Here is a 12,429-nt window from a genome sequence, read left to right as displayed (position 1 = left end):
TTTCTGTGTTCCGCTGCACCTATCATGGGATAGGGTTAGGAGCCGTCCTATGGGGTAGCGGTCTTTTTGGAGAGGTCTTTCGCCGTGATGATAGTTACTCGACCTCAACCGCTATACAGGCTTTCGCCTGTCAAGCGCCCCGTACCTTCGGAGGTTCGTCAGTGCGGCGTGTGCAGGCCGCACATTCTCTCCATGCCTATCCGACACCCGGCCTATCTGCATCATATCCCGAAGGACTTAGACACATTCGGCCGACTTTAGCGGGATCAGCACCCCGGTCATACTCCATATAACCGGCGCACTCCGCAGTTCAGTGTGGGCGTTGCCGCCCATCAGCGCAGCAGTTCAGGCTTAAAAAGCCCGGACGGCCTTTTCAACCGTCAACGCATCTCACCATCACCGCTTGTCGCATCGATCTTCTTCAGCAGTACGCCGACAGGATCGCTTTGGGGGTTATCGGAAACACTCAGGGTCGTGGTGTTTCCGGCTGTTACACTGAAGGAGTAAACGCCTGTATCCAGAGCATAGCCCTTGGGAGCCGTCAGCTCACGACGCCAGTAAGTTCCGGCCCGCAGTTCCAATGTTACGGTGTTGCCGCTTGCGTCCGTGGTCAGGGTACCCAGCCGATTGCTGTCCGACCATGCGTCCGACTCACTGCCGTATACGCCGTACACGGCCCCGGCCAGCGAATAGCAGCTGTTTCCGTTTGTCAAAGCTGTGTTGGCGCTGCTTTTGGTCAGAGTCACCTTGCCGGTGGGCTTGGTACGCCACAGGAGCATTACCTGATAACTGGAGTTCGAGGGGCGACCAATGAATGCCTCAAAGCTGTCCGGCACGCTAACGCTGCCTACCTCATTCTCCACAGCGGTGATGCCGCTATCACGGGAGCCATTGCCCAGCCCCAGATGATTGGCCGCAGCATGATGGATGCACCATGTACGGTAGATATCGGAGGTCTGGGATGCCATATAGGCGTAGCGGGTCATAGTGGTATCTGCTTCCGATAGGGAGAGCGTGGAACCGACGGCAGGGCCGTCCTTGGCAGGCTCCACGCAAATGCCACGCCCAGTGCTGTCACCGTAGTCTACTTCCACCACGGCATTGCCGTTCATGCCGGGGTAGAGCGGGTGCGGCTGATAATTCATGCTGATAACACGGGCGTCTGCCGCAAGAGCGGTGACGATCATGCAGTTTATCAGCATGATGGCCGCCAGCACAGAGGCCAGCAGTCTGCTCATAGGTTTCTTCATGTGTCTCGTCCTTTCTTGAAATGAATTTTTGTATATATGAAAAGGAGCCGCTGTGCAGAGGCTCCTTGAATCGTTGTAAAAAGAAAGACAGCGAGGTGTTCGCTGTCTTTTCTGATATATTATTCCGTTTTGTTACTGACCGATCTTGGGAAGCGGCAGGCTGTAAGTCTCGCTGCAAGCCTCTGCCCAGTCCAGCAGGGCGTTGACGCCGTCTCTGGTGATCTCGGCGTATTCCTCCATCCGATCCAGACGTTCGTCCATCTTATCCAGCCGGGAATCCATCCGATTCAGACGCTCGTCCATCTTATCCAGTCGAGAATTGATTTGAGCAAACATTTCGCTGTGCTGTTCCAGCAGCACAAGGATCTTTTCTTCGTTGTTCATAGCTGTACCCCTCTCTTTTGATGTATTGTATCCTTTAAGAATCGTGTTGTCAAGGTTATTTGGCTTCACCGATTGTAGCAGGTTCTTTCCAAAAGGTCAAATCGTTGGGGGAGATCAGTCCGGCAACTCTTCCTCCAGCTCCTCCGGCAGCGGCTCTGCCGGTGCAGCGGTGTCCTTCCTGCTGTCTCCGAAATAGATATTGTCGGCCACCACCTCGGCGCTGTGCCGGTTGTTGCCGTCCTTGTCCTTCCAGTCATGGATCTGCAAGCGGCCCTCCACCACGGCCATGCGGCCCTTGGTGAAATACTTGGCCACAAACTCCGCTGCGGCTCTCCATGCCACGATGTCGATGAAGTCCGTGGCCCGCTTGCCGTCCTCGTCCTTAAAGTCACGCTCCACGGCCAGCGAGAAGCCGGTGACTGCCGTGCCGTTCTGGGTGCGCCGCAGCTCCGGGTCGTGGGTCAGACGGCCCATCAGGATGATCTTGTTCAACATGGTGATTTCCTCCTTAAATTAAAATTCATGCTCGTGTGTTGTGGTGTGCTGCTGCTCTCGCTGCTGCTCACGCTCCTGCTTCAGCTCGGCCACCGTGCGGTTGCCGCCCTGCTCCACGGTGATACCGCTGTTGACATTGGCGTCCAGCCCGTTCTGCAGCAGCCAGAGCTTCAGATCGCCGTGGAAGGACAGCAGTTCTTTCCGATTCAATACCTCGTAGGCGCAGACCTTTCCGTCCGGGATGTCAGACGCCGTTTTGTTCCGGTAGCGCAGCACTGTCTTTCTGCTGGTACCCAGCTCACGGGCCACCTTGGAGATGTTCGCCTCATGCGGATGCTCCTCAAAATACCGGACGACGTTGACCATGTGCTGGCTCGGCGTGTACTGCGCCACCGGCACGAAGTAAAAGTGCAGGTGCGCCTCTCCGCTCTCATCCTTGTGTACCTCGGCGGCCACCACATTTCGCTCTCCGTAGCGCTGGGCCAGAAAATCATAGCAGAGCCGGAAGAACCGGCGTTCCTCCGACTCCGGAAGATCCTTGGGCTTGGTGATGACCCAGCCGCACATGGTGCGCACGTCCTCACGCTCCATACAGTGGAGCTGAGACAGCCGCTTTTGCAGATAGTCCGCAGGGGCCATGTCTCTGTCGGGAGACAGAGAATAATTCAGGTGCGTCCTGCTGCTGTCGATGTCGGCGTTGGCCGGATATCTGACTTGCCGCAGGATATGCCGCAGCTGATTCGAGTTCGATCGCTCCCCGAATTTCTCCACGGATGCCATGCTTTTCCTCCTTTCAAAAGGTGGGCAGTGTGCCGCAGCGGCACACTGCCGAATCATGTTCGCCGCACGGCGAACACCTACACCCGGCAGCAGCGCTGACGGGTGCGCTTGCCACCGGCAAGCCTCTCCACGGGGGTCAAGGGGGCCGCAGTCCCATTGCAACCCGAACATACCTGTGAGGGCGACTGTCTCGGATATAGCTGGCGTGAACGCCCGTAGGGTGTGCATGACTGCTATATCTTGTAAAGCAAAAAAGCACACCACTGGAAACCCGCATGAAATCTGGGTTTTTCAGTTGAACTGCAAAAACTGCGGTTTTTGCAGTTTCGGTGGCTTTTTTGGGGTCTGCGGAGACATTCCGCAGGCCCGCTGGCGGCAGGGAAACTGTCTTTCCCCGCCACCTCCGTCTTACAGCTCGATGTCATGCTCCAGCACATAGCGCAGAGCCTTCTCCACATAGGCTTCCCGGTCACGCTTCTTCACGGTGATTGGGAACAGCGTCTCCGGCACGGTATACTTCCGAGGCTTCATCGGTACCGGTGCAGCGGCCTCCGTCTCTGCTGCCGGGGCCTGCATGATCCGCAGAAGCCGCTGCGGTGCGTATTCCGCCTCGCTGCCGCTGCGGTTCCACTCGTTGTAGTCTACCCGCAGGGCATGGCAGCTGCCGTCTGCCAGCGGGAAACGGTAGGTGCGCCGCAGCTGGAGCAGCAGCCGCTGGGTGTCGGTATCCAGATAGGAGAGGTCAACCGCTGCGCCCTGCGAGATATCCTTCCGCTCATAGAGCCGGTACAGCTCGTCAATGAGATAGGTGAGTCGGATTTTTCGACGGACAGTCCTGCCGGACTGTCCGTACATCTCGCCAATGGTATCTACCGTTTCCCTTTTAGAACTTTCGGACACGGTGTCCGGAAGCCCGCACACCTCTCCGATGGTATCAGAAGTACGCTTGCTCCCGTTGGAACTTTGTGCAACCATTGCACCAAGTCCGTCATCACCCTCCATGGTGTTTTGCCCCTCCAGCATCGCCATCAGGTCGGTGCGCTGGCCCTGCCGCTGCATGGCATCAAACAGCTGGCGGTAGGCCCATGCCTTTTCCAACTCGGTAACGCCGGTGCGCTGGAGATTGCTGTCGTTGATGATACGCACCGCCTGCACATCGTCCACCCGGACGATGCTGGCCTTGATGGTTTCCCAGCCCAGGTCTCTGGCGGCCCGGACACGGTTGTGTCCGGCGAGGATCTCATATTCGCCGTTGATGGGGTAGCTCTGGATGCTGTCCCTGGGCCGGACGATGACGGGGTACACTAGGCCGCTGGCTTGCAACGATGCTTTCAGCTCGGAGTAGGTTTCCTCGTCCAGTTGGCGGAAGGCGTTCTTGGGGCTGGCGGACAGCTCCTTCAATGGCAGCTCCACGGCGTCGTCCTTGTGCGGCTCCTCCTTCGGCAGCTGGCCGAGCAGCGGGGTATATGTCCACTTTTTGGCGGCCTGCTCCGCCCGCTCCTGACGCTGCCGATCCATCTCGGCATAGTTAAACATGGGGATCTTGCTCACATCCCGCTTGGGATATGGATAGGGGCCTTTGCGGTCTTTCAGCATAACGGGTTCCTCCTTTAACGGGAGCAGCGGCAGCCGAAAGGCTGCCGCTGCTGTTTGGTTTGTTTACTTGTTGGGACAGGTGCGTCGTCTTAACTTCGGGCACCGAGTGCCCGAAGTTAATTACTGAGCAAACGGGAACTGAGTTCCCGTTTGCTCTGAGCGGTAATCAGTGTGTCCAATCCTGCTCCTTATCATGGGCGACAGGCTGCTCCTGTGTGTGCGTTACAGGGTTCAGCTTGGCCATGGCGCTCCTCAGTCCGGGATCGTCCTGCATATGTTGGCAGTCGATGTAATGATCCATTGCCACTTCAAGTACTCTAAAATCACAACACCGTTTTGCCAACTGTGGGCGTGCGGTCTTGCTGGTGATGATGCGATAGAGTTTTTCTGCTTTTTGGATAATCGAAGCTGCGTTCGCTGACGTGTTACACCAAGATAATTGATTGGCCAGAAGATTTTTGTAATCAACGGTAGCCTTATCGTCTGTTGGCAGGATTCGTATATCAATGTGTTCAAGCTGATCTGAATGGATCGGGATCATGTTATTAAAATTGATAGCACCCCAGACACCGCCATTGATCTTCAAAAAATCAACCTGATTTTTCATGTGCAGATGTTTGGGCTTCGGAGAAGTAAGAGGAGCGTAATAGTCATAGTCATTCAGAGTAAGGACGATTCCAATAAACGGACGAGCCTCTTTTTGATCCATAGTGTATGGAACGCACGGGTCACTTTTACGCAAATAATCGCAGTATAAGGCATCGGCACGGTAGAAAGAAAATTTCATATAAACCTCTCAAAAAAGAGGGCTGGACACTATACAGTCCAGCCCTCAACTTTTCAGTTCCCACTCGTGGTAGGGTACACCGCTTTTTTAGCTCCCACTTACGGTAGGGTACACCGCTTTTTTAGCTCCCACTCATGGTAGGGTACACCGCTTCTTGGGTATTGCTACCCTTCGGTAGTATTATACGCAGGACATAAAAATATGTCAAGAGTTTTTCGTGACAGCAAAATCACCGGTCAAATTCTATTCATAAAGAAAATCGTCACTGCCCGGCAGTCGGTGCCTTGCCGTCAGCCGGTCGGCCTGTTACCAGAGGCCAGACGCCCCGGAACCATGCCTTCCACGCCATGCAGCCGGAGCTGCAATACATGGGGTCTCGGCGGCAATTCCCGCAGGGCGTCGCCGGGACATGGATGCGCTTTCGTTTCATGCCTTCACCTCCTTCTCTATGTACTGTCTGATCCACGCCGTCAGGGCGTCCTGAAACGCCGGGTCTTTGGTCAGCTGCTTTGCGCCTTCCGGCAGCAGCTCCTCCGAGATGGAGATACTGATACGCTTCGTCCGGTGGGGCAGCTGCTCACCGGACAGGCCCAGTGCCTCCTCTGCATCCAGCGCCGTCAACCTGCCGTCTGTCTCTGCCTGCCGCAGCGCCTTGGCCTGTGCTTCTTTCAGCAGGATTTTAGGGTTGTCAGCCAACACAGCCACCACGACCTGCTGGCTGTTAGGTGAGAGGAATGCCAGCTGATACCCGGCCTTTACTTGGATGTCGGTCTTGCTGTCCACCGCATTGGCATCTACCATATCCAGCAGCTCCGGGATCAGGTCATTGAGCTTGATATACATATCCAGCGTTTTGGGGCCGATTCCGAAACGCTGAGCGGCAACATCTCGGTTTCTTCCCAACTTCGGGCACTCAGTGCCCGAAGTTGTATCCGTCCGTTGACCCTGTGTTATCCCCGTTTCGGTTTGAACTGCTTCCAGCCACACTTTGTATGTCTTGGCCCGTTCGGAGGGCAGCCAGTCCGGGCGCTGGATGTTGGTCTCCGCCATCATGATGTCGGCGTCTGCATCGGAGAGCTGCGCCACGATGCAAGGCACCGTGGCCAGCTCCAGCTCCTGCGCCGCCGTCCACCTTGTATGTCCGGCGATGATCTCATAGGCCCCCGGCTGCACCGGGTCACGCCGCACCAGCAGCGGCGTCCGAATGCCGCTGCTGCGGATGCTGTCCACCAGTGCCGTGTAGTGGGGGCTGCCCGTCCGCACCTTGAAGGTGTGGTTGCTCTTGGGCCGCAGCGCCGTTGCCGGAAGCTGCTGCACCTGCTCCTGCTGGGCAGCAGCAGGGATGCCGCCCAGAATGATATCCATGCCGTTGTCCTGCCCTTGCGTCATGGCAAGGCGTTCCTGCAAGGTCATTTGCTTTCCTCCTGCTCTCGATAAAATACCGGTATGCACGGCCTGCGTTTGCTGCCGGTCTCGTCCGTAATGCACTGATCTACATAGCAATCAGCCAGCATGGCAAAGTACCGGATGTTCTGAAGCTCATCCTGCGACACCGGAACACCTTTCCGCTCACAGGCTGCAATGGTGAAATAGCCCTGCTTTGCAGCAGCGCCAACTGAACCCATATACTTTACATTTTGGCTTTCATACTCTTCCTTTGTTTTGACATACCCCTGAGATAAGCGTAGCTCCTTGGAAAGAGTGCGCCGACGAATCGTGTTCCCACCACTCATCTTACCAGCACCTCCTTTGCCACGGCCATGTAGGCCCGTCCGATCTCACTGCCCGGCTTGCTGACGCAGCTGCGTCGCTCACGGGGTGCATTGCTGGCCTCGGTCAGATAGGGGATCATGGCGTCAAATACCTTGTCGCCCAGAGCGGCGATGAGGTCATCCCGCACCTGCTGGACGCTGCTGCGGCGACGATCGCAGCGGGTGAGCAGCACACCCAGCACCTCCAGCGCCGGGTTATAGCTGCGCTGCACCTGCCGCACCGTACCCAGCAGGTCAGAGATACCGGCCACGGCGTACTCCTCCGGCTCTACCGGAGCTAGCAGCCCGTCTGCCGCTGCCAGAGCGTTGATGGTCAGCAGATCCAGTGACGGCTTACAGTCCAGCAGGCAGTAGTCGTAGGAGGCTGCTCCGTCCGACATGGTCAGCGCTGCGATGGCCCGTGCCAGGACTCGTGCGCCATCGGCCACGGTGGCCAGCAGGGTAGGAGCGCTGGACAGAGCAGGGGTGGCCGGGATGTAGTCCAGATCCTCTCCATCGTGGTGGCGGATAAATCCGGACACTACCACAGGCATATTGTAGGCGGTGAAGTAGATCAGCTCGTTGACGGTGCTGGGCGTATTGTCGGGGACATATCCCAGCGTGTCGCTGAGGTTGCGCTGAGGGTCAAGATCGATGAGCAGCACACGCTTGCCCAGCTTGGACAGGGCTGCGCCCAGATTGATGGTGGTGGTCGTCTTTCCGACGCCGCCCTTCTGATTGCAGATGGCGATGATCTTCATGTTTTTTGCCTCCTATTTGTTTTCATTTTTTGCTCCGAAATAGTTGTCCGGCAGGGGTGCGCACCCCTGCCGGTTCGGAGGTCAACCGGCACCTCGCCTCATGCAGCAGAGTGCCGGATATGGTATAATTTGGATGGACTACTACGAAGGAGAAAAAAGATAACATGGATTTTTTGGATATCAAAGTGCTTCTTGAGGAACTTGTTCAATGCTGCCAGTCACCCGATATAAGCGTTTCGGAGTGGGCTGAGCGATGGTATGGCACTTACGTTGCGAACCGTGATATTACCGAAAAGTCGGCGACAATGTACAGGCAGAAGCTGAAACACTATATCTTACCGAAGATTGGCGATGTGCCAATGCGAGAAGTAACGGAGATACAGCTTCAGGAAATATTAAACAGCTCCAATAGCAGCAAATCCACAGCCCAAAAGGTAAAGATTGTGATGCAGGCAATGTTTCGACGAGCAAAGTCGTGTAAATTGATATTGAATGACCCATCTGAAAATATCGTGTTGCCGAAGGCCCCGGAAGGGACACACCGTAGCATCACAGATTTAGAAAGAAAAGAAATTCTGCGGTTAGCAGAGGAACACTATGCCGGGCTTTATGTGCTGACACTTTTGCAAACGGGAATAAGGCCCGGTGAAGCAATAGCATTACGATGGGGGGATATCAATTTTAAGGAACGGACGATTACAATCAGCCGTGCCGTAGAGAGCGGGACAAAGGTTAAAATCAAAGACCCAAAGACTTCTGCGGGGGTGCGAGTGCTTCCAATTTCTGATTATCTGTATGAACGCCTTTGGCACAGAAAAAAGAATGCAGACGAACTTATCTTCTGCCAACCACTCACCGGGCGAATGCACTCGTCCAGCAGTGCGAATGATTATTGGAACAATTTCAAGCGGGCGCTGGATATTCAAATGGGAGCGAAGGTTTATCGTAATAAGATCGTACAAAGTGTGGTAGCGGAGGATCTGGTTGCATACTGTTTGCGGCATACATACTGTACAGATTTACAACGAGCCGGTGTACCAATCAATGTTGCAAAGTACCTCATGGGACATTCGGATATTTCTGTGACCAGTAAAATATATACATCTATGACTCCGGATGTTATTGACCGAGCCAAAGAATCTATGGATGATTTTTACAGCAGACTCTGACTCCGTATGTGAGGGTTCGAATCCTTCTCCCGCTGCCACAAAAGGGCTACAAAATAGATGTAGCCCGTGAAAACCCCGATTTTATCGGGGTTTTCACCGTTTATACGGCAAAATTTCAGCGAACCGTTTTGACAGATATAAAAATGATGTTTTCCCTTTGTTGGATGTCTTGAACTCTCACACAACCGAATAATGATACGCAAGGCAGATAGAAAGCAAAAATCTATCTGCCTTTTTTATTACCCTAAAAAGGAGAAATCAAATATACTGCAGAAAGAATTAGCCAAACGCCTCAAAGTTCGGTACGACACCAAGATGGACGGCAACGAATGGATGGAAGTGTCCTCGGACGGCATCCCCCTCTGCCGGATAAAATACAACGGTCAATTTCTAAGCAACGCCGACCAAAACCTCTCGGATGAATACCGCAGTAAAATTGCAGATATTCAGGATGAGATCTCTACGGTGCGAGAATATGTCGGACTCTACGAACACGCGCCGCAGATGAAAGCTGCCGATGTCTCCGATTACAGACAACTTGCCGCCTTCGGAGATACCGTATTGGCGGCGACCTACAGCGAAAAGAACGGTTTTATGTTCTGCACATGGAAACAGAATGCAGACGGCGACTCGGTGTTCTGGGGAGATTACTCGCCGAACTATGAATATGTCAAGGAAGCCTTCGCCGTGCGCTCCGGTCTCGTCAACAAACACCGCCTGTTCAGTGAGAATGAATCGGCAGACCTTTGTCGCTGTGTGGACTTTGCCAAAGTCAACTGCGAAACACTGACCTATGAGCAGGAACGGCAGCTGGATAAGCTCCAAGAAAAGCTCACGGACGGATACCCCTCTCTTGAAGCCGAGCCGCCGACCTTTGAGCAGTCGGCAGCTTCACAACAGAATATGTAATACTATCAATCGCCCTTCGGTTACACAAAAACCGGAGGGTTTTTTTTATTTCACAGCAAGGAGAAAAACAATGACCATATTTTCAGATAATCCACATGACCGCCGAATCGAACGGTTTATGACCGCAATCCCGAACTTCAAGCCGAGAGGTGTCGGTGTTCGTTTTTCGGAATCACAGGTGCTCATCACAATAACCGCTGCAACACCCACGGAAATACTTGCGGAAACCATGCGGCAGATACGGTGTCCGCCCTTCCGAAAGAGATTCAATGAATATATAGAAAGCGAGGAAAAACCAATGACATATATAAATGAAAAGCATCGGGCAAGATTTACGCTTGCCGCAAAGAATGTACACCGAGAGAATTACGCATTGCTTTCGGCGCTGTATCTGCTTACCGCAGACCAAAAGCTGTGGAGCTGCTGCAAGCACCATATAATTAACGGTTGTGTGTTCTTTGAGAACATTAAGCTCAATAACTGCACCGAACGAGCCTACACCCTTTACTGCGCAGCAAAGGACTTGACGCTCGGCACAAAGCATCTTACCGTGTCGGATCTGTCGGACGCCGACCTTGTTCCGCCTATGCTGTTTCGCACCATCTGCAACGCTATGGCAATCCGCCGCTTCGGACTCACCGCCATCAAGGAGAATTGCCATGATTAAACTGAAATTCAAATATGGAAACAGTCAGACCGATCTCCGCTTTCCCTGCACCGAAAAGGAAATGAATGCGGCACTCGAAAGAATCCACGCCGAGGATATCACGCCCCTTGAATTGTATGTATCCGAGGTCATATTCCCCGAGGAACTCGGTTGCCTCCAAGACCGATTCGTTGACCTCGATGAAGTCAACTACCTCGGAAAACGGATGGACAGCTTTTTCGGCGATGAGGAATATCAGTTTTACGAGGCAATGAAATTAGAGGGCTTCGACACTCTGCCCGACCTTATCAATCTGAGTTTCAACCTCAATCGCTATCCTCTGATTCAGGACATCAGCGATATGGGCAAGATTGGTCGAGAGTATCTGCTCACGGTCAAGGGCTGTCTGCCTGCCGACGATGCGGACGATCCGAAATATGCAGAATTCGGGCGGGAGCTGATTCGATCCGGCAAGGGCGTTTTTACCGAACACGGTTTGCTTTTCGTCGATGAGGACACACCGTTCGTAAAGGATTATGACGGGCAGAATTTTCCGGCATATGTGTATGATCAAATGCTTTGCTTCATACGGGCTGAGTACAACGGAAAAACCGAATTCTTGTATTTGCCCTGCGAGGAAGAAGCCATCGACAAAGCGTTCGCAAGGCTCGGCACAACAGCGGATGAGGTGAAAATTACGCTGGAGGACTTCAATACCGACAGCCCCGAATGGTTCGGGCGATTCCGTGAGATCGCCTCCGAGGAAGGCGTATGGACGATACCACCGTACTCGACTTCATGCGTTACGCCGTGCGGTACTTTCTGTCCACACAGCAATACTACGAATGGAGATGATGGCAATGAAACAGCAGAAAAAGAAAAAAGGCCGCTCGGTGCAGGATTTGCTCGGTATCAAAACCTTTACGAAATACGGTCTTTCTACCAATAAGGGCGAGCTACTCTTTTACCTTGTGTCGCCCACCAATATCTCGGTGCTCTCCCACACTAACATTGAGATCAAGATACGCCATCTGATGATGGTGCTGTCGGCATTGCCCGACATTGAGATCGTCTGCACCGACTCCTCGGAATGCTTCGACGATAACAAGGCCTATCTTACCGAACGCCTTAAAGCCGAGGAAAACGGCAAGGTCAAAAAGCTCATCAGAAAGGACATCGACTTCCTCGACAACATTCAGACGGAAATGGCGACGGCGCGGCAGTTTTTCTCTGTGGCACGGCTGAAAAGCCAAAAGGAAAAGCAGGTCTTTGAAACCGCCAACCGCATCGAAAGCAAGATCGCCGGCGAGGGCTTTGAGGTACACAGGCTGAAAAAACCGGAGATCAAGCGCATTCTGGCGTTATACTTTGAAGCGAGTATGCAGGGTGAAGCAATGCCCGACATTGACGGCGAACAGTTCTACGAGGGTACGGACGATGAGGATGAGGAATAAGCCCGCCCTCATATTTTTTTGTTTTCTGCTGTCGGCGGCTGCCGTGCTGTCAGGTGTTAATATCTATTCGCAACTCAAAGAACAGCAGAAAGAAAAAGAAGATTTCAAAGCCGTTGCCGAGATAGCCGAACTGCCGATGACCGAAACTCCGGCAGAATCCGTGTCGGACACGGAAACAGAACCGAGCGCAGAGCCGACCGAACAGTCTGCCACAGAACACAATATTCCTGCGCTCATTGCCGTAAACGGCGACTGCATCGGGTGGCTGAGCATAATACGCAGGATACCATCTTCGGCGGCTTTGCTCCCAACAGCAGCTCGGCGGAAACGCTGTCCAAGGCTCTCGGCAGCCGCACGGTCATGTCGGGCTCGGTCAGCCGCAGTAAAAACGACCCGTCGCAGTCGCTACAAACGATGAACACCCTTACGCCGTACCCGACCAAGGCA

General features: G+C 53.8%; 16 protein-coding genes. 6 read left to right on the top strand and 10 right to left on the bottom strand.

The window, feature by feature from the left end; genetic code table 11:
* Nucleotides 1–380: 380 nt before the first annotated feature.
* The 10 genes from KJS28_RS05475 to KJS28_RS05430 all read right to left on the bottom strand — a co-directional run bounded on the left by KJS28_RS05475 (nt 381) and on the right by KJS28_RS05430 (nt 7,804).
* Nucleotides 381–1,250 (bottom strand): prealbumin-like fold domain-containing protein, encoded by an 870-nt coding sequence (locus KJS28_RS05475; protein WP_213542067.1) that lies wholly within the window; start codon nt 1,248–1,250, stop codon nt 381–383.
* A gap of 132 nt (nt 1,251–1,382) precedes the next feature.
* Entirely contained in the window at nt 1,383–1,634 is a 252-nt protein-coding gene (locus KJS28_RS05470; RefSeq protein WP_213542066.1) for a hypothetical protein, read from the bottom strand.
* Nucleotides 1,635–1,748: 114 nt separating this feature from the next.
* On the bottom strand, nt 1,749–2,129 hold the full coding sequence (locus tag KJS28_RS05465; protein ID WP_213542065.1) for a single-stranded DNA-binding protein: 381 nt from the start codon (nt 2,127–2,129) through the stop codon (nt 1,749–1,751).
* An 18-nt stretch (nt 2,130–2,147) separates the two neighbouring features.
* On the bottom strand, nt 2,148–2,909 hold the full coding sequence (locus KJS28_RS05460; RefSeq protein ID WP_213542064.1) for a plasmid recombination protein: 762 nt from the start codon (nt 2,907–2,909) through the stop codon (nt 2,148–2,150).
* 408 nt (nt 2,910–3,317) lie between these two features.
* Nucleotides 3,318–4,505: a ParB/RepB/Spo0J family partition protein gene (locus tag KJS28_RS05455; protein ID WP_213542063.1), complete on the bottom strand. Its 1,188-nt coding sequence runs from the start codon at nt 4,503–4,505 to the stop codon at nt 3,318–3,320.
* 166 nt (nt 4,506–4,671) lie between these two features.
* A complete protein-coding gene (locus KJS28_RS05450) occupies nt 4,672–5,292 on the bottom strand; it encodes a type III toxin-antitoxin system ToxN/AbiQ family toxin (protein WP_213542062.1) in 621 nt (206 codons plus the stop codon).
* Nucleotides 5,293–5,554: 262 nt separating this feature from the next.
* On the bottom strand, nt 5,555–5,722 hold the full coding sequence (locus KJS28_RS05445) for a hypothetical protein (protein ID WP_213542061.1): 168 nt from the start codon (nt 5,720–5,722) through the stop codon (nt 5,555–5,557).
* Nucleotides 5,719–6,705 (bottom strand): ParB/RepB/Spo0J family partition protein, encoded by a 987-nt coding sequence (locus KJS28_RS05440; protein ID WP_213542060.1) that lies wholly within the window; start codon nt 6,703–6,705, stop codon nt 5,719–5,721. The genes KJS28_RS05445 and KJS28_RS05440 overlap by 4 nt, the downstream gene beginning before the upstream one ends.
* Nucleotides 6,702–7,025, bottom strand: coding sequence for a hypothetical protein (locus tag KJS28_RS05435; protein WP_213542059.1), 324 nt, complete (start codon nt 7,023–7,025; stop codon nt 6,702–6,704). Before KJS28_RS05435 ends, KJS28_RS05440 begins: the two co-directional genes overlap by 4 nt.
* Nucleotides 7,022–7,804: a ParA family protein gene (locus KJS28_RS05430; RefSeq protein WP_213542058.1), complete on the bottom strand. Its 783-nt coding sequence runs from the start codon at nt 7,802–7,804 to the stop codon at nt 7,022–7,024. Before KJS28_RS05430 ends, KJS28_RS05435 begins: the two co-directional genes overlap by 4 nt.
* Nucleotides 7,805–7,968: 164 nt before the next feature.
* Between KJS28_RS05430 and KJS28_RS05425 the strand changes: the two genes are divergently transcribed.
* The 6 genes from KJS28_RS05425 (at nt 7,969) to KJS28_RS12765 (ending at nt 12,400) form a co-directional block, all read left to right on the top strand.
* Nucleotides 7,969–8,973, top strand: a complete 1,005-nt coding sequence (locus KJS28_RS05425; protein ID WP_213542057.1) for a tyrosine-type recombinase/integrase — start codon at nt 7,969–7,971, stop codon at nt 8,971–8,973.
* 315 nt (nt 8,974–9,288) lie between these two features.
* The gene (locus tag KJS28_RS05420) at nt 9,289–9,882 is read left to right on the top strand and encodes a hypothetical protein (RefSeq protein ID WP_213542056.1); all 594 of its coding nucleotides are present in this window, start codon (nt 9,289–9,291) and stop codon (nt 9,880–9,882) included.
* A 70-nt stretch (nt 9,883–9,952) separates the two neighbouring features.
* A complete protein-coding gene (locus tag KJS28_RS05415) occupies nt 9,953–10,549 on the top strand; it encodes a hypothetical protein (protein ID WP_213542055.1) in 597 nt (198 codons plus the stop codon).
* The gene (locus tag KJS28_RS05410; RefSeq protein WP_213542054.1) at nt 10,542–11,477 is read left to right on the top strand and encodes a hypothetical protein; all 936 of its coding nucleotides are present in this window, start codon (nt 10,542–10,544) and stop codon (nt 11,475–11,477) included. The genes KJS28_RS05415 and KJS28_RS05410 overlap by 8 nt, the downstream gene beginning before the upstream one ends.
* Nucleotides 11,389–11,982, top strand: a complete 594-nt coding sequence (locus tag KJS28_RS05405) for a hypothetical protein (RefSeq protein ID WP_213542053.1) — start codon at nt 11,389–11,391, stop codon at nt 11,980–11,982. Before KJS28_RS05410 ends, KJS28_RS05405 begins: the two co-directional genes overlap by 89 nt.
* A complete protein-coding gene (locus KJS28_RS12765; protein WP_213542052.1) occupies nt 11,972–12,400 on the top strand; it encodes a hypothetical protein in 429 nt (142 codons plus the stop codon). Before KJS28_RS05405 ends, KJS28_RS12765 begins: the two co-directional genes overlap by 11 nt.
* Nucleotides 12,401–12,429 lie beyond the last annotated feature (29 nt).

Source organism: Vescimonas coprocola, assembly GCF_018408575.1.
Taxonomy (GTDB): Bacteria; Bacillota; Clostridia; order Oscillospirales; family Oscillospiraceae; genus Vescimonas; species Vescimonas coprocola.
This window is presented reverse-complemented; position numbering and strand designations above follow the sequence as displayed.